Source organism: Pseudomonas kermanshahensis, assembly GCF_014269205.2.
Classification (GTDB): Bacteria; Pseudomonadota; Gammaproteobacteria; order Pseudomonadales; family Pseudomonadaceae; genus Aquipseudomonas; species Aquipseudomonas kermanshahensis.
In genome coordinates this window covers 29518-52569 of record NZ_JABWRY020000001.1, presented here as the reverse complement: position 1 = coordinate 52569, position 23052 = coordinate 29518, and the positions used below count along the sequence as shown (strand labels likewise).

Annotated in this window: 20 protein-coding genes; 13 read left to right on the top strand and 7 right to left on the bottom strand. The window is 62.6% G+C overall.

Features of this window, described 5'->3' with window-relative positions; genetic code table 11:
- Complete coding sequence (locus HU764_RS00220; RefSeq protein ID WP_186704022.1) at nucleotides 1–2388, bottom strand: PAS domain-containing sensor histidine kinase; 2388 nt, start codon at nucleotides 2386–2388, stop codon at nucleotides 1–3.
- Between the two features lie 93 nt (nucleotides 2389–2481).
- On the opposite strand from HU764_RS00220, the gene HU764_RS00215 reads away from it, so the two are divergent.
- On the top strand, nucleotides 2482–3480 hold the full coding sequence (locus HU764_RS00215; protein WP_186704023.1) for an alpha/beta hydrolase family protein: 999 nt from the start codon (nucleotides 2482–2484) through the stop codon (nucleotides 3478–3480).
- Between the two features lie 140 nt (nucleotides 3481–3620).
- Here the strand turns inward: HU764_RS00215 and HU764_RS00210 are convergent, their stop codons facing one another.
- Genes HU764_RS00210 through HU764_RS00200 form a run of 3 tightly spaced genes read right to left on the bottom strand, consistent with a single transcriptional unit; the run spans nucleotide 3621 to nucleotide 6074 of the window.
- Entirely contained in the window at nucleotides 3621–4385 is a 765-nt protein-coding gene (locus HU764_RS00210; RefSeq protein ID WP_186681358.1) for a TerB family tellurite resistance protein, read from the bottom strand.
- Between the two features lies 1 nt (nucleotide 4386).
- On the bottom strand, nucleotides 4387–5058 hold the full coding sequence (gene murU, locus HU764_RS00205) for an N-acetylmuramate alpha-1-phosphate uridylyltransferase MurU (RefSeq protein ID WP_186681355.1): 672 nt from the start codon (nucleotides 5056–5058) through the stop codon (nucleotides 4387–4389).
- A complete protein-coding gene (locus tag HU764_RS00200) occupies nucleotides 5055–6074 on the bottom strand; it encodes an aminoglycoside phosphotransferase family protein (protein ID WP_186681353.1) in 1020 nt (339 codons plus the stop codon). The genes murU and HU764_RS00200 overlap by 4 nt, the downstream gene beginning before the upstream one ends.
- Before the next feature lie 130 nt (nucleotides 6075–6204).
- On the opposite strand from HU764_RS00200, the gene HU764_RS00195 reads away from it, so the two are divergent.
- The 11 genes from HU764_RS00195 to HU764_RS00145 all read left to right on the top strand — a co-directional run bounded on the left by HU764_RS00195 (nucleotide 6205) and on the right by HU764_RS00145 (nucleotide 20190).
- Nucleotides 6205–9012 carry an LPS-assembly protein LptD gene (locus HU764_RS00195; RefSeq protein ID WP_027594389.1) on the top strand — a complete coding sequence of 936 codons (2808 nt, stop codon included), beginning with the start codon at nucleotides 6205–6207 and terminating at the stop codon, nucleotides 9010–9012.
- Nucleotides 8993–10312: a peptidylprolyl isomerase SurA gene (gene surA, locus HU764_RS00190; protein WP_027594388.1), complete on the top strand. Its 1320-nt coding sequence runs from the start codon at nucleotides 8993–8995 to the stop codon at nucleotides 10310–10312. Before HU764_RS00195 ends, surA begins: the two co-directional genes overlap by 20 nt.
- Nucleotides 10309–11298 carry a 4-hydroxythreonine-4-phosphate dehydrogenase PdxA gene (pdxA, locus tag HU764_RS00185; RefSeq protein ID WP_186704024.1) on the top strand — a complete coding sequence of 330 codons (990 nt, stop codon included), beginning with the start codon at nucleotides 10309–10311 and terminating at the stop codon, nucleotides 11296–11298. The genes surA and pdxA overlap by 4 nt, the downstream gene beginning before the upstream one ends.
- A complete protein-coding gene (gene rsmA, locus HU764_RS00180; protein WP_027594386.1) occupies nucleotides 11295–12095 on the top strand; it encodes a 16S rRNA (adenine(1518)-N(6)/adenine(1519)-N(6))-dimethyltransferase RsmA in 801 nt (266 codons plus the stop codon). The genes pdxA and rsmA overlap by 4 nt, the downstream gene beginning before the upstream one ends.
- Before the next feature lie 163 nt (nucleotides 12096–12258).
- The gene (apaG, locus tag HU764_RS00175; RefSeq protein WP_027594385.1) at nucleotides 12259–12639 is read left to right on the top strand and encodes a Co2+/Mg2+ efflux protein ApaG; all 381 of its coding nucleotides are present in this window, start codon (nucleotides 12259–12261) and stop codon (nucleotides 12637–12639) included.
- Nucleotides 12639–13505, top strand: coding sequence for a symmetrical bis(5'-nucleosyl)-tetraphosphatase (locus HU764_RS00170; protein WP_027594384.1), 867 nt, complete (start codon nucleotides 12639–12641; stop codon nucleotides 13503–13505). Before apaG ends, HU764_RS00170 begins: the two co-directional genes overlap by 1 nt.
- A 14-nt stretch (nucleotides 13506–13519) precedes the next feature.
- Complete coding sequence (glpE, locus tag HU764_RS00165; protein ID WP_027594383.1) at nucleotides 13520–13849, top strand: thiosulfate sulfurtransferase GlpE; 330 nt, start codon at nucleotides 13520–13522, stop codon at nucleotides 13847–13849.
- A gap of 283 nt (nucleotides 13850–14132) precedes the next feature.
- The gene (locus tag HU764_RS00160; protein ID WP_027594382.1) at nucleotides 14133–16055 is read left to right on the top strand and encodes a PrkA family serine protein kinase; all 1923 of its coding nucleotides are present in this window, start codon (nucleotides 14133–14135) and stop codon (nucleotides 16053–16055) included.
- Nucleotides 16056–16174: 119 nt separating this feature from the next.
- On the top strand, nucleotides 16175–17446 hold the full coding sequence (locus HU764_RS00155) for a YeaH/YhbH family protein (RefSeq protein ID WP_027594381.1): 1272 nt from the start codon (nucleotides 16175–16177) through the stop codon (nucleotides 17444–17446).
- Nucleotides 17443–19011: a SpoVR family protein gene (locus HU764_RS00150; protein ID WP_027594380.1), complete on the top strand. Its 1569-nt coding sequence runs from the start codon at nucleotides 17443–17445 to the stop codon at nucleotides 19009–19011. The genes HU764_RS00155 and HU764_RS00150 overlap by 4 nt, the downstream gene beginning before the upstream one ends.
- Before the next feature lie 60 nt (nucleotides 19012–19071).
- A complete protein-coding gene (locus HU764_RS00145; RefSeq protein WP_186704025.1) occupies nucleotides 19072–20190 on the top strand; it encodes a multifunctional CCA addition/repair protein in 1119 nt (372 codons plus the stop codon).
- Nucleotides 20191–20329: 139 nt separating this feature from the next.
- Here HU764_RS00145 and folK read toward each other — a convergent pair whose 3' ends face one another.
- Both folK and folB read right to left on the bottom strand, forming a co-directional pair.
- On the bottom strand, nucleotides 20330–20839 hold the full coding sequence (gene folK, locus HU764_RS00140; protein ID WP_027594378.1) for a 2-amino-4-hydroxy-6-hydroxymethyldihydropteridine diphosphokinase: 510 nt from the start codon (nucleotides 20837–20839) through the stop codon (nucleotides 20330–20332).
- A complete protein-coding gene (gene folB / locus HU764_RS00135) occupies nucleotides 20830–21186 on the bottom strand; it encodes a dihydroneopterin aldolase (protein ID WP_027594377.1) in 357 nt (118 codons plus the stop codon). Before folB ends, folK begins: the two co-directional genes overlap by 10 nt.
- Nucleotides 21187–21260: 74 nt before the next feature.
- On the opposite strand from folB, the gene plsY reads away from it, so the two are divergent.
- Entirely contained in the window at nucleotides 21261–21830 is a 570-nt protein-coding gene (gene plsY, locus HU764_RS00130; protein ID WP_027594376.1) for a glycerol-3-phosphate 1-O-acyltransferase PlsY, read from the top strand.
- A 6-nt stretch (nucleotides 21831–21836) separates the two neighbouring features.
- On the opposite strand, the gene tsaD is transcribed toward plsY, so the two are convergent.
- Nucleotides 21837–22862, bottom strand: a complete 1026-nt coding sequence (tsaD, locus tag HU764_RS00125) for a tRNA (adenosine(37)-N6)-threonylcarbamoyltransferase complex transferase subunit TsaD (protein WP_099452716.1) — start codon at nucleotides 22860–22862, stop codon at nucleotides 21837–21839.
- Nucleotides 22863–23052 lie beyond the last annotated feature (190 nt).

The following is a 23052-nucleotide window of genomic DNA, read 5'->3' as shown; positions in this document are numbered from 1 at the left end:
CTACTCCAACGGAATGGCCACGCTCAGGCTGGTGCCCTCGCCCGGTTCACTGTCCAGCGTCATGCTGCCCCCCAGCATCAGCACGCGCTCACGCACGCCCACCAGGCCGAACGAGGTGGGCCGGGTCTGATCGCGGCAAAAACCCGTGCCGTCGTCGCTGACGGTCATGCGCAATTGCCCCGCTTCACGCACCAGTTCGATCTCTACGCTGTGCGCCTGGGCATGGCGCATGACATTGGTCAGCGCCTCCTGAAGGATACGAAACAGCCCGGTCGCCTTGGCATCACTCAATGCTGGCAGATTATCCGGTACCTGCACCAGGCAGGGAATCTGTGTACGCGCCTCGAAACGCCGTGCTTGCCACTCGATGGCCGAGGCGATACCAGCGTCGAGAATGGGCGGGCGCAATGCCGTGGCCACGTCGCGCACCAGCTGGAACAGCTGCGCGATCAGGCGCTTCATGCTCGACAAACGCTCGTTAAGGCCTGGGTCCAGCTCGGCAAAGGCCAGCTCACACATCGAGACTTCGAGCTTGAGCACGGTCAGCATCTGCCCCAGCTCATCATGCACTTCGCGGGCGATGCGGGCCTTTTCTTCTTCGCGCACGCTCTCCAGGTGCGCCGAGAGTTCGCGCAGTTGCTCTTGGGAGCGCGCCAACGCCAGTTCTGCCCGCTTGCCCTGGGTGATGTCCCAGACGATACCGTCCCACACCACCCGGCCATCGGCCAGGCGCCGGGTACTGGCCTTGATGTCGGCCCAACGCTGTTCACCCTGGCGCGTGAGGATGCGCCCTTGCCAGGACCAGTCCTGGTTGCTGGCCAAGGCCAGGTCCTGCACCCGGTGATAGTCGCTGCGGTCTTCGGGGTGCACCAGGTTGCGCAGCCCCATCTGCGGGTGCTGGATTTCGGCAGGTGCGTAGCCGACCAAGGCCTCGCTGCCTTCGCTAATGTAGGGGAACTCCAGGTCGCCTTCGGCCGGGTCACGTTCCAGCCGGAACACCAGCCCCGGCACGTTGCCGGCGATGCCTTTAAGGCGCGCTTCACTTTCGCGCAGCGCTGCCAGTGCGCGGTGGCGCTCAGTGACATCAGCGATGTACACCACCAGGTACTCGGCATCACGAAAACGCAGGAAGCTTAACGAAAGCTCCACCGGCAACACGCTGAGGTCGGCGCGCTGGCAGTGGGTCTCGAATTGCCCCACACCCCCTTCGCCCGCCCGCGCGCCGCGCCAAAGCTCCAGCCAACGGTCCATGTTCAAGTTTGGCTCGAAGTCGCTCAGCGGGCGTTCCAGCAACGCGCCCTCACCATAGCCCAGCATGCGCTCTGCGGCATGGTTGGCATAACGGACATGGCTGTCCCAATTGACCCACAAAATGCCCACGGTGCTCTGGTCGATGGCGAACTGGCTCAGCCGCAGCGCCTCTTCACGCACTTGGCGCTCAGCCAGGTTCTCACGGGTGGCCAGCAGGCTACGTTCCAGTTGGCGCTGCTGGCGGCGCTGCCAGATCAACGTGACCAGCGCACACAGCAACAACATGCCAAACAGCATGGCGAGGTTTTGCCAGAAGCCTGCCGACTCGCTCAAGCGTGGGTACTTGGGTTGCAACCAGCGTTGGTGAAGTTGTTCCAAGGCCTTGGCCGGCATGGCCTGCAGGCCACGTTCAAGCACGTCGGCCAGCAACGGCCAGTCGCGCCGCGAACCCACCCGCAGCAGCTGCGGCAGGCCAATATCGCCAACCACCGCCAGCTCGCCGAACTCGCTTTCACGCGACAGGCGGCTGAGCTGGGCTTCATCGAGCACCGCGTAGCTGGCCTGGCCACCCACGACCAACTGCAAGGCCTCGCGCTCGTTGGGCACGCCCTGCAGGTTGAGCGTGCCGTAGTTGCTGCGCAGGTAGTCTGCCAACGGGCTGGGCATGCGCACCGCGACGCGCTGATCGGGTTCGAGTTTTTCAAGCTCGACGGCCATGGCGCCTGTGCGTGGGCCGACCACCAGCTGCGGCACGCGCATGTACGGGTCGCTGAACAGCCACAGGCGCAGGCTTGCCGGGGTTTGTGTAAGGCCGGGGGCAAAATCGATTTCACCGGCCTGCAACGCGTGCTCGAGGCTGGCCTGGTCAGCAAAGTTGCGCCAGGTGAGGTCCAGCCTCAGTGCCTGCGCCAACGCGTTCACCAACTCGACGTTGGCCCCGTACAGTTGCTGCAAGCGCCGGTCGAACTGCGCATAAGGCGCTTGCAGCACCAGGCCGACGCGCAGGCTGCGGTGGGTGTCCAACCACTGCTGTTGCGCGGGTTCAAGGGCAACGCTCGGCACGGCTTCAGGCCTTGCCAAGGCGATCAAGGGCAGCCACAAGCAGCCGATAACCAACAGGCGACGCATTCGCTTCATCTACACGCTCGTCTTGGCAAGGGCGGCCCTAACATGGCCGTCGCGGGCAAATACTATTAGGCTGCCGGTATCATTCTGGCCTTGGGTTGACGCATGTCCACACTTTATCGCACGACGCTGGCAATGTGCTGCCTAGCCTCGATCCTTCCGCTTGGGGCCATGGCCGCCGACGCTGAAAAACCACCGACCACCGCCGAAGCCCCACCGGCCGAAGCCACCCGCCCGCCCCTGCTGGAACGCAGTCAGGAAGACGCCCTGGCCCTGGAGCGCCTGGTGCCCAAGGCCGAGCAGCAAACCCTGCAGGCGGGTGCCGAAAGCTTCCTGGCCCTGTGGAAGCCGGCCAACAGCAGCGACCCCAAAGGTGCGGTGATCCTCGTGCCCGGTGCCGGTGAAACGGCCGACTGGCCGAACGCCGTCGGCCCGTTGCGGCGCAAGTTCCCCGATGTGGGCTGGCACAGCCTCAGCGTCAGCCTGCCCGACCTGCTTATCGATAGCCCGCAGGCGCGTGTCGAAGCCAAGCCCGCAGCGGCCCCTGCCAAGGACGAGGGCGAAACAGCGCCCGCCAAAGACACACCGACCGATGCCAACGCCAACGTCGCCCAGGCGACTGCCGCCGACCCCGACACAGCAGAAAGCACCGATGCCGCACAGGCCAGCGAGCAGAATGACCCGGCCGACGCCGAGCGTATCTTCGCCCGCCTCGACGCGGCGGTGGCTTACGCGCAACAGCATGACTCACGCAGCATCGTGCTGATCGGCCATGGCAGTGGCGCGTACTGGGCAGCCCGCTACCTGAGCGAGAAACAACCCGCGCAGGTGCAAAAGCTGGTGATGATCGCCGCGCAGACGCCGGCACGGGTGGAACATGACCTGGAAAGCCTCGCGCCGACCCTCAAGGTGCCGACCGCCGACGTGTATTACGCCACCCGCACGGGCGATCGCCGTGCAGCGGAACTGCGCTTGCAGGCCAGCAAACGGCAGAAGGACAGCCAGTTCCGCCAGTTGTCGCTGATTGCCATGCCCGGTAACAAAGCTGCTGAACAGGAACAGTTGTTCCGCCGGGTGCGCGGGTGGATGAACCCGCAAGAGTGAGCTGAAATCGATGGGGGTGCTTTGCACCCCTTTCGCGACACAAGGCCGCTCCCACAATTTTGCGCAAAGCCCGAGGGATGCACAGCACTTGTGGGAGCGGCCTTGCGCCGCGAAAAGGGGCGCAAAGCGCCCGCGCTTTTCTACAACCCCCGCCGCTTGCGAATCAGCGCATACGCCTGATGCAACTCCCGGGTCCGCTCGGTCGCTGCACGCACCTGGGCATCCGTGGCACCGCTGCCCGCCAGCTTGTCCGGGTGATGACGGCTAACCAGCCGGCGATATGCCTGCTTGACCTTGTCGCCCTCGGTATCTGCCTCCACGGCCAGCAGGCGCATGGCTGCCGCATAGGTCATGGTGCCGCCGTCCAGCCCGGACTTGCGCGGTTCGTACTCCAACGACAGGGCTTGCACCTGCCGCCGGCTCAAGCCCAGCTTCTGCCCCCAGTCCAACAGCAAGTCGCGCTCTTTGGCGCCGACCTTGCCGTCGGCCCAGACCATGCGCCAACAGGCGCGCAAGGTCCCCTCGGCGGCATGCGGCTGCTCGCGGATACGACGCAGGTGGCCGGCCAGTCGGTCCTTGCCGGCCTTGCCGCGGTTGAACGCGGCAATGGCCCGCAGCCGGGCCGCGTCGGCCAGGTCCAGGCGCACCATCTCTTGGCGTGCCTGCTGGATATGTTGCTCGGCAACCCGGCCATCGCACTTGGCCAGCCTGCCCAGCAGCACGAACAGCAATTCTTCGTCACGCAAGGCCGGGCGCCCGCCCAAGCGCTCGCGCAGGTCCTCCCAGCCGCGCACCTGCAGGCGCCGGTCCATGGCCTGCCCTACCAGGGCACCGAGCAGGGCGCCCGGGATGCTGGCGACGGCAAAACCGGCACCGGCACCAATCACCGTGCTTGGCCACCACATGTCAGGCGCGCTCGCCGATCAGGCGTTCAGCCTGCGCCAGGCGCTCGAGCGTACCGACGTCGACCCAATGGCCACGGTAGTGCTCACCACTGACCTTGCCCTGCGCCATGGCCTGACGCAGCAGGGGCGCCAACTTGAAAGCACCCGGCTGGCAACCGGCGAACAACGCTGGGTCCAGCACCGACAGGCCACTGAAGGTCAGGGTACCCGGTGCGTCGTCGCCATCCACGACCTGCTGGGCTACCAGGCGGAAGTCGCCACGGCCGTGATGGCCAGGGTTGTCGACCAGCACCAGATGCGCCAGGCCCGCAAGCGGCGCTTGCAGGCGAGCGAAATCGTAGTCGGTCCAGACGTCACCATTGATCAGCAGAAACGGCGCCTCACCCAACAACGGCAGCGCCTTGAAGATCCCGCCACCGGTTTCAAGCGGCTCGCCCTCGGGTGAATAGCGGATGCTCAGGCCGAAGCGGCTGCCATTGCCCAGGTGGTCTTCGATCTGCTGGCCGAGCCAGGCATGGTTGATCACCACCTCGGTAATACCCGCAGCCGCCAAGGCGCGCAGGTGGTATTCGATCAACGGCTGACCGGCGACCGGCACCAGGGGTTTGGGGGTATGCAAGGTCAAAGGGCGCATGCGCTCGCCCTTGCCTGCCGCCAGGATCATCGCCTTCATGCACGCGCTCCGGCCTGGAGTTCCGCGATCAGTTCACCTAGCTCCGCCAACTCGGGGCGGCGCTTGATCACTTCATCTATATAGGCGAAGAAGCGCGGGACGTCTGTCAGGTAACGTGGCTTACCGTCGCGGTGGCAGATGCGGGCGAAAATACCGATGACCTTGAGGTGGCGCTGCACGCCCATCAGGTCGCTGGCACGGTGGAACGCCTCGAAGTCGGCCTGTACCGGAATGCCGGCCGCCTGCGCCTTTTGCCAGTAATCCCGCAGCCAGGCTTCGACACGGGCCTGTGGCCAGCTGAGGAAGGCATCCTTGAACAGGCAGGTGATGTCATAGGTGACCGGGCCATAGACGGCGTCCTGGAAGTCCAGCACGCCTGGGTTTGGCGTGCTCTGCATCAGGTTGCGCGGCATGTAGTCGCGGTGCACCAGCACCTTGGGCTGGGCCAGGGCACTGTCGATCAGCGCCTGGCTCACACGCTGCCAGGTGGCTTGCTGGGCTTCGGTGAGGGTCAAGCCAAGCGCGCGCCCGACGTACCATTCCGGGAACAGTTCGACTTCACGGCGCAGCAGGGCATCGTCGTAGCTCGGCAGTGGCGCGTCCATCGGCAGGCGCTGGAACGCCAGCAGCGCATCGATGGCGTCACTGAACAGGGCATCGGCGTTGTCGGCATCAATGATGTCCAGGTATGTCTGATGGCCCAGGTCGCCCAGCAGCAGGAAACCGCGCTCCAGGTCTTCGGCATGGATTACCGGCACATGCACACCCGCACTGGCCAGCAGGTGATCGATGGCGACGAACGGTCGGCAGTTCTCCTGCGGCGGCGGGGCGTCCATGATCACGAAACTGCGCCCAGCGCCCTGCCAGCGGAAGTAGCGACGGAAGCTCGCATCGCTACTGGCGGCCGTCAGGCTACCTGCTGGCACTTCGCCCCAGGCGTTTTTCAGAAAAAGATTGTTGAGCTGCTCATCGAGCCAGACAGTCAGTTGTTGCAAGCGTACATCGTGATCAGGCATTACAAGGGTCTCCGACGGCCCTAGCCGTCAAGCGGGTCATGCTTTATTATCCAGCATCTTTTTCAGACCATCGAGAGGCGTGCGGCCCCACACGCGGGCAGATGGCACGCAGGAAGCCCGGACTAATAAGATGGCATTGAAATCCCCCGCGTTTCGTAGAAAGTTTCCGTTGCTGGTCACCGGCGGTTTGCTGGCCCTGCAACCTCTGGCCACGTCGTACGTCGTGGCAGCCGAACAGTTCGACTGCCAAGTGTCCGCCTCCGGCGGTTGGGACTGCAAGCCCAAGACTCCAGTCAACAACCTGCCGCCGCGTCCGGTGCACGAGGGTGCTGCCCTCAGTTCCGGCACCGAGGCCCAGGCGGCCGAGGCCGAAACCGCGGACAAACCGATGCTGGTCACCGAGGCCAAGGGCCGTGGCCTGAAGTCGCGCAGCGAAGACTACAGCCACCTGGACTGGGTCCCCCGTGACAAGCTCACCGCAGCCCAGCTGGCCGAAACCGGCCCGTACTGCGGTGGCGCGTACATCGAGCCGACCCGCCCAGGCATGGCCGACACCACGCCCAAGGACGAATCGCCGACCTACATCAATGCCAAGGTTTCCAAGTACCAGCAGGAGCAGCAGATCGCTACCCTCGCCGGTAACGTGGTCATGCGCCAAGGCAGCATGCAGGCCGAGGCCGACGAGGCCAACCTCTACCAGACCGAAAACCGTGGCGAGCTCAAGGGCAACGTGAAGATCCGTGACAACGGCTCGCTGGTAGTGGGTGACGAGGCGCAGATCCAGCTCGACACGGGTGAAGCCCAGGTCGACAACGCCGAATACGTGATGCACAAGTCGCACATTCGCGGCAACGCCCTGTACGCCAAGCGTGGCGAAAACGCCATCATCCGTCTGAAAGACGGTACGTACACCACCTGCGAACCGGGCAGCAACGCCTGGCAGCTGAAGGGCAACAACATCACCCTGAACCCGGCGACCGGCTTCGGTACCGCGACCAACGTCACCCTGCGGGTCAAGGATTTCCCGGTGTTCTACACACCGTACATCTACTTCCCGATCGACGACCGTCGCCAGTCCGGCTTCCTGCCGCCGTCGTTCAGCAGCAGCAGCGACACCGGCTTCATGCTGGTCACGCCGTACTACTTCAACCTGGCGCCCAACTATGACGCCACGTTGTACCCGCGCTACATGACCAAGCGCGGCCTGCTGATGGAAGGTGAGTTCCGTTACCTGACCCCATCCAGCGAAGGCCAGTTCGGCGGCGCGTACCTGAACGACAAGGACGACGACCGTAAAGACCAGACTGACTACAAAGATCAGCGCTGGATGGTCAACTGGCAGCACAAGGGCGGGCTGGACGAGCGCCTGATGACCGAGGTGGACTACACCGACATCAGCGACCCGTTCTACTTCCAGGACCTGGAGTCTGACCAGATCGGCGTCGAAAGCCGTGACCTGCTCAACCAGCAGGGTGCCCTGACCTACCGTGGCGACAGCTATACCGCACGGTTGAACGTGCATGCCTACGAGATGGCGACCATCTCGCAGATCACGCCGTATGACCGTCTGCCGCAGATCACCCTCAATGGCGCACTGCCGTTCCAGCCGGGTGGTTTGAATTTTGGGTATGAGACTGAAGCGGTTCGCTTTGATCGTGACCTGAAAAACGACTTCGTACTCGACAAAGATGGCAACCCGGACGCAAGTGCTGGCGTTCCTGGCCGTCGACTGGACGAGAACATCTTCGGTGTTGCCCGCGCCAACGGCACGCGACTGAACGTTGCCCCGTCCATGAGCTTGCCTATGCAAGCCAGCTACGGCTACATCACGCCGAAGCTTAAGTACATGTACACCCACTATGACCTCGATCTGGATGGCAAGGGCAAGAGCGACATCGCCAACAACCCAGCCTCGGTCGCGCTCAACGGCGACTTCAACAGCAGCCTCAACCGCGACGTTCCGATTTTCAGCGTCGACAGCGGCCTGTACTTCGATCGCAACACGTCGATGTTCGGTACCAACTACCGCCAGACCCTCGAACCGCGCATGTTCTACCTCTACGTCCCTTACGAGGACCAGAAGGACATCCCGCTGTTCGACTCGGGCGAAACCCTGTTCAGCTACGACTCGCTGTTCCGCGACAACCGCTTCAGCGGTACCGACCGCATCGGCGACGAGAACAAGCTGTCGCTGGGCGTGACCACGCGCTGGATCGAAGACAACGGCTTCGAACGTCAGAGCTTCAGCATCGGTCAGGCGCTGTACTTCAAGGACCGCAAGGTCCAACTGCCAGGCATCGACTACCGCACCCGTAAAGACTCGCAGTCTGACGTGTCGCCGTACGCACTGCTGTACAGCTACAACTTCAACCGCGACTGGCGCTTCAATTCGGACTTCAACTGGGACCCGGACAGCCGCAGCACCCGCTCGGGCAGCGCGATGTTCCACTACCAGCCTGAAGACAATCCGAACAAGATCGTCAACCTCGGCTACCGCTACCGCAACGACACCATTGCCTACGACTCGACCACGGGTACCTGGAAAGTGGGTGGCGGCGACTACGGCACGCCGGGTGATCCGAACTACATCAAGGATTACTACAAGATCCAACAGCATGACTTCTCGGTCATCTGGCCGATCGTTCCACAGTGGAGCGTGATCGCTCGCTGGCAGCATGACTACAACCGCAACCGCACCCTGGAAGCCATGGGCGGTTTCGAATACGACAACTGCTGCTGGAAGCTGCGCCTGGTCAACCGTTACTGGATCGACTACGACGACTTCAGCCAGGCACTCCCGCAGAACGAAAAAGGCGACCACGGTATCTTCCTGCAGATCGTGCTGAAAGGCCTCGGTGGTGTAGTAGGCAACAAGGTCGAATCTTTCCTCGACGAAGGCATTCAAGGTTACCGTACACGTGAAGACCAAGCTTATTGATCGTCTGCGCCCAGTGTTGCTGGGCGCTGCATTGCTGAGTGGCGCGGTGCATGCCGCGGTACAACCCCTGGACAAAGTGGTGGCCATCGTCGATAACGACGTGGTCATGCAGAGCCAACTGGACCAGCGCGTCCACGAAGTTCAGCAAACCATCGCCAAGCGTGGCGCCGGCGTGCCACCGACCAGCGCCCTGGAACAGCAGGTGCTCGAGCGCCTGATCGTCGAGAACCTGCAACTGCAGATCGGCGAGCGCTCCGGTATCCGCATCACCGATGAGGAGCTGAACCAGGCCATCGGCACCATTGCCCAGCGCAACGGCATGTCGCTGGACCAGTTCCGCGCAGCCCTCGCCCATGATGGTCTGTCGTTCGACGACGCGCGCGAGCAGGTCAAGCGCGAAATGATCATCAGCCGCGTGCGTCAGCGCCGTGTGGCCGAGCGCATTCAGGTTTCCGAGCAGGAAGTGAAAAACTACCTGAACTCGGACCTGGGCAAGATGCAGCTCTCGGAAGAGTACCGCCTGGCCAACATCCTCATCCCGACCCCGGAAGCCGCCAATTCGGACGACATCCAGAAAGCGGCGCGCAAGGTCGGTGAGCTCTACCAGCAACTGCGCCAGGGCGCGGACTTCGGCCAGGTGGCAATTGCCAACTCGGCCAGCGAAAACGCCCTTGAGGGTGGTGAAATGGGCTGGCGTAAAGCCGGCCAGCTGCCACCTGACTTCGCCAAGATGCTCAGCAACATGTCGGTCGGCGACATCACCCAGCCAATCCGCATCCCCAACGGCTTCATCCTGCTCAAACTCGAGGAGAAGCGTGGTGGCGGCGAGAACGTGCTGCGTGACGAAGTGCATGTCCGCCACATCCTGATCAAGCCGAGCGAAATCCGTAGCGAAGCGGCCACCAAGCAGCTGGCCGAGCGCTTGTACGACCGTATCCAGAACGGCGAAGACTTCGGCGAACTGGCGAAGAGCTTCTCGGAAGACCCGGGCTCCGCGCTCAACGGCGGCGACCTCAACTGGGTCGACCCGAACAGCCTGGTACCTGAGTTCCGCGAGCAGATGGCCACCGCCCAGCAAGGTGTGGTGACCAAACCGTTCAAGACCCAATACGGCTGGCACGTCCTGGAAGTGCTGGGCCGCCGCGCCACCGACAGCACCGAGCAGGCACGCGAGCAGCAGGCCATGAATGTGCTGCGCAACCGCAAGTACGACGAAGAGCTGCAGACCTGGCTGCGCCAGATCCGCGACGAAGCCTACGTTGAAATCAAGCTGCCTGGCGCCGACCAGGCCGCCCAGTGAAGCCCCTGCGCTTCGCCGTCACCCCCGGCGAGCCAGCTGGCATAGGTCCCGACCTGTGCTTGCTGCTCGCCGCAGACGCCCAGCCCCACCCCCTGATCGCCATCACCAGCCGTGACCTGCTCGCCGAGCGGGCCACGCAGCTGGGGCTGGCCGTCAACCTGCTGCCGGTAGCGCCTGGGCACTGGCCCGACCAGCCCGCGCCTGCGGGCAGCCTGTATGTGTGGGATACGCCCTTGGCCAGCGCCGTGACGGCTGGGCAACTGGACAAGGCCAATGCTGGCTTCGTATTGGAAACCCTGACCCGCGCCGGCAACGGCTGCCTCGACGGGCATTTCGCCGGTATGATCACCGCCCCGGTGCACAAGGGTGTGATCAACGAAAGCGGCATTGCCTTCTCCGGGCATACCGAGTTTCTGGCCGAGCTGACCCACACCGCACAGGTGGTGATGATGCTGGCGACCCGTGGCCTGCGCGTGGCCCTGGTGACCACGCACTTGCCACTGCGCGACATTGCCGACGCCATCACGGCCGAACGCGTCGAGCGTGTCACCCGCATCCTGCATGCCGACATGCGCGACAAGTTCGGCATTGCCAACCCTCGCATCCTGGTGTGCGGCCTCAACCCGCACGCCGGAGAAGGCGGCCATCTGGGCCGCGAAGAAATCGACATCATCGAACCGACACTGGCCCGCCTGCGTGCCGAAGGCATGGACCTGCGCGGACCGCTGCCGGCCGATACCCTGTTTACCCCCAAATATCTGGAGCACTGCGACGCAGTGCTGGCGATGTACCACGACCAGGGCCTGCCTGTACTCAAGTACAAAGGTTTCGGCGCCGCAGTCAATGTGACCTTGGGCCTGCCGATCATCCGCACGTCGGTCGACCACGGCACCGCCCTGGACCTGGCCGGCACCGGCAGAGTCGACACCGGCAGCCTGCGAGTCGCGCTGGAAACCGCCTACCAGATGGCCGAGAACCGACCATGAACGAGCAATACCAACACCGGGCGCGCAAGCGCTTCGGCCAGAACTTCCTGCACGACGCCGGCATCATCGACCGCATCCTGCGCGCCATCAACGCCAAGGCAGGTGAACACCTGCTGGAAATCGGCCCAGGCCAGGGCGCCCTCACCGAGGGCCTGCTGGGCAGCGGCGCGCAACTGGACGTAGTGGAGCTGGACAAGGACCTGGTGCCGATCCTGCAGCACAAGTTTGCCGGGCGCGACAACTTCCGCCTGCACCAGGGCGACGCCCTGAAGTTCGACTTCAACCAGCTGGGTGTGCCACCGCGCAGCCTCAAGGTGGTCGGCAACCTGCCCTACAACATCTCCACCCCGCTGATCTTCCACCTGCTCAGCCATGCCGGCCTGATCCGCGACATGCACTTCATGCTGCAGAAGGAAGTGGTCGAGCGCATGGCCGCAGGCCCGGGTGGCGGTGATTGGGGCCGCCTGTCGATCATGGTGCAGTACCACTGCCGGGTCGAACACCTGTTCAACGTTGGCCCTGGCGCGTTCAACCCGCCGCCGAAGGTGGACTCGGCCATCGTGCGCCTGGTGCCACATGAAGTGCTGCCGTTCCCGGCCAAGGACCACCTGCTGCTGGAGCGTGTCGTTCGCGAAGCCTTCAACCAGCGCCGCAAGACACTGCGCAACACCCTTAAAGGCCTGCTCGACAGCCAGGCGATCGAAGCCGCTGGCGTAGATGGCAGCCTGCGGCCTGAACAGCTGGACCTGGCCGCCTTCGTGCGCCTGGCTGACCAGTTGGCCGATCAGCAAGCCTGATTAGCGCCTTTTACGGCCTCTTCGCGGTCCGACTTGCCCGCGAAGAGGCCGGCACTGCCACCCCACCCCGCCTGCACATACCTGCCCGCGACCACACCGCTGGCCCTCCCCCCCGCCAATGGCCTAGACTGCATTATTGCGTCAGTTCGCCCAAGGCCTTTGCATGTCCGATCCCCGTTACCAGATCGACGTCAGCGTCGTGACCCGTTACCTCAAAGAACAATCCGACCCCGAAAACAGTCGTTTCGCTTTCGCCTACACCATCACCGTGCAAAACAACGGTTCTGTCACAGCCAAGTTGCTGTCCCGGCACTGGCTGATCACCAACGGTGACGGTGAAGTCGAAGAAGTGCGCGGCGCCGGCGTGGTCGGCCAGCAACCTAACATCGACCCGGGCCAGAGCCACACCTACAGCAGCGGCGCGGTCATCAGCACCCGCGTGGGCACCATGCAGGGCAGCTACCAGATGTTCGCCGAAGACGGTAAACGCTTCGACGCCGAAATCGCGCCCTTCCGCCTGGCGGTACCCGGGGCCCTGCACTGATGGCAACGTACGCCGTCGGTGACCTGCAAGGCTGCCTGCAACCGCTCAAGTGCCTGCTCGAACGTGTTCGCTTCAACCCCGCCGTCGACCGCCTGTGGCTGGTCGGCGACCTGGTCAATCGTGGCCCCGAATCGCTGGAGACCCTGCGTTTCCTCTACTCGATCCGCCAGTCGCTGGTCTGCGTGCTGGGCAACCATGACCTGCACCTGCTGGCCGCCTGGCACAACGTCGAACGCCTGAAAAAAAGCGACACCTTGCGCGAAATCATCGAAGCGCCGGATGCCGACCTGCTGTTCGACTGGCTGCGCCGGCAAAAACTGCTGCACTACGACGAGCCCCGCGGCATTGCCATGGTGCATGCCGGCATACCGCCACAATGGACCCTGGGCAGAGCCCTGGAGCTCGCCGCCGAAGTCGAGGAAGCACTGCGCGACGACGGCCGGCTCAAGCTTTACCTCGACGGCATGTACGGCAACGAGCCTAACAAGTGGAGCAAGAACCTCACCGGCATCGAGCGCCTGCGGGTGATCACCAACTACCTCACGCGCATGCGCTTCTGCACCCCCGAGGGCAAGCTCGACCTAAAGAGCAAGGAAGGCCTGGGCACCGCCCCCAAAGGCTACAAGCCCTGGTATGCGCACAAGGACCGCCGTTCACGCCACGTGAAGATCATCTTCGGCCATTGGGCCGCCCTTGAAGGGCGCGTCGACGAACCCGGCATCATCGCCCTGGACACCGGTTGCGTGTGGGGCGGTGCCATGACCCTCTACAACGTCGACAGCGGTGAATACCATCGCTGCGACTGTTCCGACGACGGCACCGTACGCCCGCCGGCACAACCCACTAGAATCAACGATCAGCCCTGAAGGAAACCGTAGCCATGAGCGAATTCAAACGCATCCCTCCCGAGCAGGCTCTGGCCCTGCGCGCGCAAGGTGCGGTAGTGGTCGACATTCGCGACCCACAAGCCTTTGCCGCCGGCCACATCAGCGGCGCCACCCACCTGGACAACCATTCGGTCGCCGATTTCATCCGCAACGCCGACCTCGATGCACCGACCCTGGTGGTCTGCTACCACGGCAATTCCAGCCAGAGCGCTGCCGCCTACCTGGCGGGCCAGGGCTTTTCAGAGGTGTACAGCGTCGATGGCGGCTTTGAGCTGTGGCGCGCCACCTACCCGGCCGAGACCGCCCAAGGCGCTGCCGAATAATTTTTTCATTTTTACTGCAGCCCGCGCCCCATGCGGGCTCGCGGCTCACCTGACGAACGGTCGCGAGCAACTTCTCGGCCTCACGCCCTTGACCTTGCGTATTACCAACTATCCTTAAGCCCAGGCCATCCAAAAAAGGGGAGAGCCGGTACACCGGCGTGCGGGTCATCGGTAGCGTTTCAAGGGTGTTCTGGGGGGTATACAGCAATCGGCGAACCCGGTTGCATGCCAGCATCAGCTGACTGATCCGGCGTCGTCTCCACGTATCGAGCGAGGTGACGTCATGAGCATTTTTAGCCACTTCCAACAACGTTTCGAGTCCACCCGCCAGGAAGAACTTTCGCTGCAGGAGTACCTCGAGCTGTGCAAGCAGGATCGCAGCGCCTACGCATCGGCGGCAGAACGGCTGTTGCTGGCCATCGGTGAACCGGAGCTTGTCGACACCTCTAACAATTCCAGGCTATCGCGGATCTTCTCCAACAAGGTGATCAGGCGCTATCCGGCCTTTGAAGACTTCCATGGCATGGAAGAATGCATCGACCAGATCGTGTCGTACTTCCGCCATGCGGCGCAGGGCCTGGAAGAAAAGAAACAGATCCTTTACCTGCTGGGCCCGGTAGGTGGCGGCAAGTCGTCGCTGGCCGAAAAGCTCAAGCAGCTGATGGAAAAGGTGCCCTTCTACGCCATCAAGGGCTCACCTGTATTCGAATCGCCACTGGGCTTGTTCAACGCCACCGAAGATGGGGCCATTCTCGAGGAAGAGTTTGGGATCCCACGGCGCTACCTGAACACCATCATGTCGCCCTGGGCCACCAAGCGCCTGCAGGAGTTCGGCGGCGACATCTCCAAGTTCAAAGTGGTCAAGCTCTATCCGTCGATCCTCAACCAGATCGCCATTGCCAAGACCGAACCTGGCGATGAGAACAACCAGGACATCTCTGCCCTCGTCGGCAAGGTGGACATCCGCAAGCTCGAGGAATACCCACAGAACGACGCCGACGCCTACAGCTATTCGGGTGCACTGTGCCGGGCCAACCAGGGCCTGATGGAATTCGTCGAGATGTTCAAGGCGCCGATCAAGGTCTTGCACCCACTGCTTACCGCGACCCAGGAAGGTAACTACAACAGTACCGAGGGGCTGGGGGCGATTCCCTACACCGGTATCCTGCTGGCCCACTCCAACGAATCGGAGTGGCACACCTTCCGAAACAACAAGAACAACGAAGCCTTCATCGACCGGATCTACATCGTCAAGGTGCCCTACTGCCTGCGCGTCAGTGACGAGATCAAGATCTACGACAAACTGCTGGTCAACAGCTCGCTGGCCAAGGCCCACTGCGCGCCCGACACCCTCAAGATGCTGGCCCAGTTCACCGTGCTCTCACGCCTCAAAGAGCCAGAGAACTCCAACATCTATTCGAAGATGCGCGTCTACGATGGCGAAAACCTCAAGGACACTGATCCGAAAGCCAAGTCGATCCAGGAATACCGCGACTCGGCGGGTGTCGACGAAGGGATGAACGGCCTGTCGACCCGCTTCGCGTTCAAGATTCTCTCCAAAGTCTTCAACTTCGACCCACACGAGATCGCAGCCAACCCGGTTCACCTGTTGTACGTGCTCGAACAGCAAATCGAACAGGAACAGTTCCCGGCCGAAGTGCGCGAACGCTACCTGCGCTACCTGAAGGAATACCTGGCGCCGCGCTACATCGAGTTCATCGGCAAGGAAATCCAGACTGCTTACCTGGAGTCCTACAGCGAATACGGCCAGAACATCTTCGACCGCTATGTGCTGTATGCCGACTTCTGGATCCAGGACCAGGAATACCGCGACCCGGAAACCGGCGAGATCCTCAACCGCATTGCCCTCAACGAAGAACTGGAAAAGATCGAGAAGCCGGCCGGTATCAGCAACCCGAAAGACTTCCGCAACGAGATCGTCAACTTCGTACTGCGCGCACGCGCCAACAACAACGGCAAGAACCCGAGCTGGCTCAGCTATGAAAAGCTGCGGGTGGTGATCGAGAAGAAGATGTTCTCCAACACCGAAGACTTGCTGCCGGTCATCAGCTTCAATGCCAAGGCCAGCAAGGAAGACCAGAAGAAACACAACGACTTCGTCACCCGGATGGTGGAGCGTGGCTACACCGACAAGCAGGTTCGTCTGCTGTCGGAATGGTACCTGCGGGTCAGGAAATCGCAATAAAGCGGCAAGCTACACACCGCACGCCCAAGGCTGCAGTGCCAGCCTCGGGCGGCGGCAGCTGCTTTTACGTGCAGCTCGTAGCTTGAAGCGTGCAGCTGTTCCCAGCTACCGGAGGGACCATGAGCTACGTAATCGACCGACGCCTGAACGGCAAGAACAAGAGCACGGTCAACCGCCAGCGTTTTCTGCGGCGCTACCGTGACCACATCAAGAAGGCCGTCGAAGAGGCCGTGAGCCGCCGCTCCATCATGGACATGGAGCATGGCGAGCAAATCAGCATTCCGGGACGGGACATCGATGAACCGGTGTTGCACCACGGTCGTGGCGGCAAGCAGACCATCGTGCACCCTGGCAACAAGGAATTCACTGCTGGCGAACACATCCCCAGGCCTCAGGGGGGCGGTGGTGGCGGTGGCCGCGGCAAAGCCGGCAACTCCGGCGAGGGCATGGACGAATTCGTCTTTCAGATCACCCAGGAAGAGTTTCTCGAGTTCATGTTCGAAGACCTCGAACTGCCCAACCTGGTCAAACGTCACCTGACCGGTGCCGACACCTTCAAGACCGTACGCGCCGGTATCGCCAACGAAGGCAACCCGTCGCGCATCAACATCGTGCGCACCCTGCGTTCGGCCCATGCCCGGCGTATCGCCCTGACCGGCAGCAGCCGCGCCCTGTTGCGTGAGGCGCAGAAAGAACTCGACCGCCTGAAGGTCGAGGAACCTGACAATTTCACGGACATCCAGGAAGTCGAGCAAGAGATCGAACGCCTCAAGGCGCGCATCAACCGCCTGCCCTTCCTCGATACCTTCGACCTCAAGTACAACCTGCTGGTCAAGCAGCCCAACCCCAGTTCGAAAGCGGTGATGTTCTGCCTGATGGACGTGTCCGGCTCCATGACCCAGGCCACCAAAGACATCGCCAAGCGCTTTTTCATCCTGTTGTACCTGTTCCTCAAGCGCAATTACGACCGTATCGAAGTGGTCTTCATCCGCCACCACACCAGTGCGCGGGAAGTGGACGAAGAGGAGTTCTTCTACTCGCGGGAAACCGGCGGCACCATCGTCTCCAGCGCACTCAAGCTGATGCAGGAAATCATGGCCGAGCGCTACCCGGCCAGCGATTGGAACATTTACGCCGCGCAAGCCTCTGACGGTGACAACTGGAACGACGACTCGCCGATCTGCCGCGAGATCCTCTCCAAGCAAATCATGCCGCACGTGCAGTACTACACTTACGTTGAGATCACCCCCCGTGAGCATCAGGCGCTGTGGTACGAGTACGAGCGAATCGGCGAGGGCTTCCCCGACACGTTCGCCCAGCAGCAGTTGGTATCGGCCGGCGACATCTACCCGGTCTTCCGTGAACTCTTCCAGCGCAGGTTAGCCACATGACCGCCAGAGCTCAGAAACGCCAACCCATTTCCACCGGGTCCGAGTGGACGTTCGACCTGATCCAGACTTACGACCGGGAAATCAGTCGTCTGGCCGAGCGTTACGCCCTGGACACCTACCCCAATCAGATCGAAGTGATCACCGCCGAGCAGATGATGGATGCCTACGCCTCGGTCGGCATGCCGCTGGGTTACCACCACTGGTCCTATGGCAAACAGTTCCTCAGCACCGAAAAATCCTACAGTCGGGGCCAGATGGGCTTGGCCTACGAGATCGTGATCAACTCCGATCCGTGCATCGCCTACCTGATGGAAGAAAACACCATGTGCATGCAGGCGCTGGTGATTGCTCACGCCTGCTACGGCCATAACAGCTTCTTCAAAGGCAATTACCTGTTCCGCACCTGGACCGATGCCAGTTCGATCATCGACTACCTGGTGTTCGCCAAGCAGTACATCGCCCAATGTGAAGAGCGCCACGGCATCGATGCGGTCGAAGACCTCATCGACTCCTGCCACGCCCTGATGAACTACGGCGTCGACCGTTACAAGCGCCCCTACCCTATTTCCGCCGAAGAGGAACGGCGCCGGCAAAAAGAGCGTGAAGAGCACCTGCAGCGGCAGATCAACGACCTGTGGCGCACCATTCCCAAGGGCGCAGAAAAAGGCGGCGACCGCGATGATGCGCGCTTCCCCGCCGAACCTCAGGAAAACATCCTCTATTTCATCGAAAAACACGCCCCGCTGCTCGAACCCTGGCAGCGTGAAGTGGTGCGCATCGTGCGCAAGATCGCCCAGTATTTCTACCCACAGCGCCAGACCCAGGTCATGAACGAAGGGTGGGCCACCTTCTGGCACTACACCCTGATGAACGACCTGTACGACGAAGGCCTGGTCACCGACGGTTTCATCATGGAGTTCCTGCAATCGCACACCAGCGTGGTGTTCCAGCCAGGCTTTGACAGCCCGTACTACAACGGTATCAACCCCTATGCGCTGGGGTTTGCGATGTACACCGACATCCGCCGGATCTGCGAAAACCCTACCGAGGAGGATCGCCACTGGTTCCCCGACATTGCCGGCAGTGACTGGCTATCGACCATCAAGTTCGCCATGAGCAGCTTCAAGGACGAGAGCTTCATCCTGCAGTACCTGTCGCCCAAGGTGATCCGCGACCTCAAGCTGTTCAGCATTCTGGACGACGACCAGCGCGATGACCTGTTGGTGCCCGCCATCCATGATGAGACCGGTTATCGGGTCATCCGCGAGCAACTGGCGGCGCAATACAACCTGGGCAACCGCGAACCGAACGTGCAGATCTGGAGCATCGACCGGCGCGGCGACCGCTCGCTGACCCTGCGCCACCAACAGCACAACCGCAAACCCCTGGGCGACTCGACCGAGGAAGTGCTCAAGCACCTGCATCGCCTGTGGGGCTTCGACATCCACCTGGAGACTGTTCAGGGCGACCAGGTCATGAAGACCCACCACATGCCACCCCGCGGCGAGCACAGCGAAAGCGCCGACTATGGCCGCATGGACCTGGCCGTCATCCACCACCTCTAGCACCGCTGCCCCTGCATGACTGCCAACAGGTTATCCTGTGGGCAGTTATGGAGGCTGTACATGCACATCTACAAAGTCGGCGGCGCCGTGCGCGACCGCTTGCTCGGGCGCCCCGTCAGCGATATCGATTGGCTGGTGGTTGGCGCGACCGTCGAACAGATGCAAGCCCTGGGCTATCGCCCAGTGGGCGCTGATTTTCCGGTTTTCATCCACCCCAAAAGCGGTGAGGAATATGCGCTGGCGCGCACCGAGCGCAAGAGCGGGCGGGGGTACGGCGGGTTTACCTTCCATGCAAGCCCCGACGTCACCCTCGAAGAAGACCTGATCCGCCGCGACCTGACCATCAATGCGATGGCGGAGGATGATGCGGGCACGCTGTACGACCCCTACCACGGTAAAGAAGATCTCGACAGGCGCCTGTTACGCCACGTATCCCCGGCATTCGCTGAAGACCCGCTGCGGGTACTGCGGGTTGCCCGCTTTGCCGCACGCTACGCCCCCCTCGGCTTCAAGGTCGCTGACGAGACGCTGGCGCTGATGCGCCAGATCAGCGCCTCCGGCGAACTGCAAGCGCTCACCGCTGAGCGCAGCTGGAAAGAGATCGAGCGCGCGCTGATGGAGCCGCAACCCCAGGTGTTCTTCGAGGTCTTGCACGCGTGCGACGCCTTGCAGGAGTTGCTGCCTGAGCTCATCGACAGCCATCACGCACTGGCAGGCCTGGAGCAGGCTGCGCTGCACGGTCAACCGCTGCACGTGCGCTGGGCTTGCCTGCTGCGCGAGCTGCAGCCGGCAGTGATCAAGGCGGTCAGCCAGCGCTTCAAGGCACCGCGCGAGTGCCAGGAGCTGGCCATGCTGGTGGGTGAGAGCCTGACACACTGCAACCAGGCCTTTGAGCTGGATCCTGAGGCATTGCTGGGGCTGTTGCAGAAGTTCGATGTGTACCGCCGGCCACAGCGTTTTGACGATTTCCTCAGCGCCTGCCAGATGGATGCGCGTGCGCGTCAGGGCGAGCGGGCTTATCCACAGGCTGATTACCTAAGGGGCGCAGCGGCGGCGGCGAGGGCGGTGGATGTGAAGCCGCTGGTGCAGGCTGGGCTGACCGGGCAGGCGCTTGGGGAGGCGCTGAAAGGTGAGCGGCTCAAGGCGCTTGTTGCCTACAAGGGTGGTGCAGAAGGCTGATTTATCGATTGCCTTGCCTGGCCCTTTCGCGGGGCAAGCCCGCTCCCACCAGTACGCCGCTGCTTTCAGGCATTTTGCGGTCCCTGTGGGAGCGGGCTTGCCCGCGAAAGGGCCGGCACAGGCAACCAGATCTCCCGGATCAGGCAGGCGTCAATTGCAACCCGCGCCACTCAAAGGCAACCGGCGCCAGCACCTGATCGATCCGCGCCTCCTGCCACACCTGCGCCATCGGCTTGCCCACCCCCGGGTGCACCAGCTCTGGCGCCAGCAGCGACAATGGCCACAGCACAAACGCGTTTTTCAAAATCTCGGCCCGCGGTAGTACCAAGCCATCGAACGTGCCGTGCAGATCGTCATACAGCAGCACGTCGATATCCAGCGGCAGCCCTTTACGCTCTGGCGCGTAACGGCCGTTGTCGGCCTCGATGAACTTGAGGCGGCGGTCCAGCTCCATCAACGGCAAATCGGTCTTGCCGGTCACCACGAAGTTGATGAACGGCCCACTCTTGATCCCGACCGCCTGGCTTTCGAACGCTGGCGAACAGCGCATGTCGGTAAGAATGCCCGCCAAGGCATCGAGCCCGGCACACAAGTGCGCATGCCGGTCGATATTACTGCCCAAGCCCAGGTAAACCGTGTTCAGAGACATCCGCGCTCGATCTCCACGCCAACACCGCCACGGGCAGCCGGAACCGCGCCTGGCTTGGTCAGCTTCAACCGCACCCACGGAATCTGGAATTCTTCCATCAGCACCGCGACCAGGCGCTCGGCGAAGGTTTCTACCAACTCGAAGCGTGCCTGTTCGGAAAATGCCTGGATACGCGCCGAAACACTGGCGTAGTCCAGCGCCAGGCTGAGATCGTCGCCGGCCGCCGCCGGGCGGTTGTCCCAGGCAAAAATCAGGTCCAGGCGCAAGCACTGGCGAATATCCCGCTCCCAGTCATAGGCACCGATGACGGTATCGACTTCCAGGCCTTCGATGAACACTCTGTCCAAGCACTTCTCTCCACAGCACGACAAGGGCGACTGGCGCCGTTAGAATCAGGGCGTCCTCGCCCGGAATAGTTAGCATGTTTTGGTTATTGGCGCTGCTCGCCTACCTGCTCGGCTCGCTGTCCTTCGCCATTGTCCTGAGCCGCCTCTTCGGCAGCCCGGACCCCCGTGCCAGCGGTTCAGGCAATGCCGGGGCCACCAACATGCTTCGCCTGGCAGGCCGCAAGCTGGCGATCCTGACCCTGCTTGGCGACCTGTGCAAGGGCTTGTTGCCCGTATTGCTTGCCCGCGCTGCCGGCCTCGACCTGCAGGAGCAGGCCTGGGTTGGCGTGTGCGCGGTGCTGGGTCACCTGTTCCCGCTGTACTTTCGCTTCCAGGGCGGCAAGGGCGTGGCAACCGCGGCCGGCATGCTCATGGGCCTATACTTCCCGGCGGCATTGCTGGCCATCGCGGCCTGGTTGCTGACCTTCTACCTCACACGTACCAGCTCGCTGGCGGCGCTTATCGCCACACCGCTGACCTTGCCCCTGCTCGCCTGGCGCGAACCCGAGGCATTGCTGCCGATCAGCGTGCTCACGCTGATGATCGTCTGGGGCCACCGTAACAACCTACGCGACCTGTTCGCCGGGCGTGAACGCCACTTCTGACAACTTTCAGACCGGCGGCAACTGCTCCATCGGCCAGCGCGCCTGCACGCTGATCGCCAGGTCCTGCTGCTGCCCGGCCAACAGGCGCTGGCAGCCGGCATAGGCGATCATCGCGCCGTTGTCGGTGCAGAACTGCGGGCGGGCGTAGTACACGTTGCCCTTCATGCCAGCCAGCATTTCCTCGAGGGAGGCACGCAAGGCCTTGTTGGCGCTGACACCACCGGCAATCACCAGCCGCTTCAGGCCCGTCTGCTTCAGGGCCCGCTTGCACTTGATGGTCAAAGTCTCCACCACCGCCTGCTGGAATGCCAGCGACACGTCGCAACGGGTTTGCTCACCGTCGTCGCCAGCATCACGGCACTGCTGCCAGGTATTCAGGGCGAAGGTCTTGAGGCCACTGAAGCTGAATTCCAGCCCCGGGCGATCGGTCATCGGCCGTGGGAAAACAAACCGCCCTGGCACGCCCTGCTCGGCCAGCCGGGCGATTTCCGGGCCGCCGGGGTAGTTCAGGCCGATCAGCTTGGCGGTCTTGTCGAACGCCTCACCGGCTGCGTCGTCCAGGCTTTCGCCCAACAGCTCGTACTGGCCGATGCCATCGACCCTGACCAACTGGGTATGGCCACCCGACACCAACAAAGCGACGAACGGAAACTCGGGCGGGTTTTCTTCCAGCATGGGCGCCAGAAGATGGCCTTCCATGTGGTGCACGCCAATGGCCGGGATGTCCCAGGCAAACGCCAGGGCCTGGGCGCAGGACGCGCCGACCAGCAGTGCGCCGACCAGCCCAGGACCCGCGGTGTAGGCGATGGCATCGATCTCGGTGGCCACGCAGCCAGCCTCGTCCAATACCTGGCGAATCAACGGCAGCATGCGCTTGACGTGATCGCGTGAGGCAAGCTCCGGTACCACACCGCCGAACACGCGGTGCAGGTCGATCTGGCTGAACAGCGCGTCGGCCAACAAACCGCGTTCGCTGTCATATAATGCGACGCCAGTTTCGTCGCAGGATGTTTCCAATCCCAGTACTAGCATGGGCTCGTCCCTTGTGGGGGCTGAATTCGAAGCCGCGCATGATAGTCGCCGTGTCGGGTGCCGACCAGCGGTTTTCGATCAGAGGCTTTGCATTCCGGCCAGCTAAGGGTTAACATCCGCAACCCTTGAAAACCGACGTTCTCCAGCACACCTTTGTTTTGCCAGGAGCACGTCTACCCCGGTAATGAAT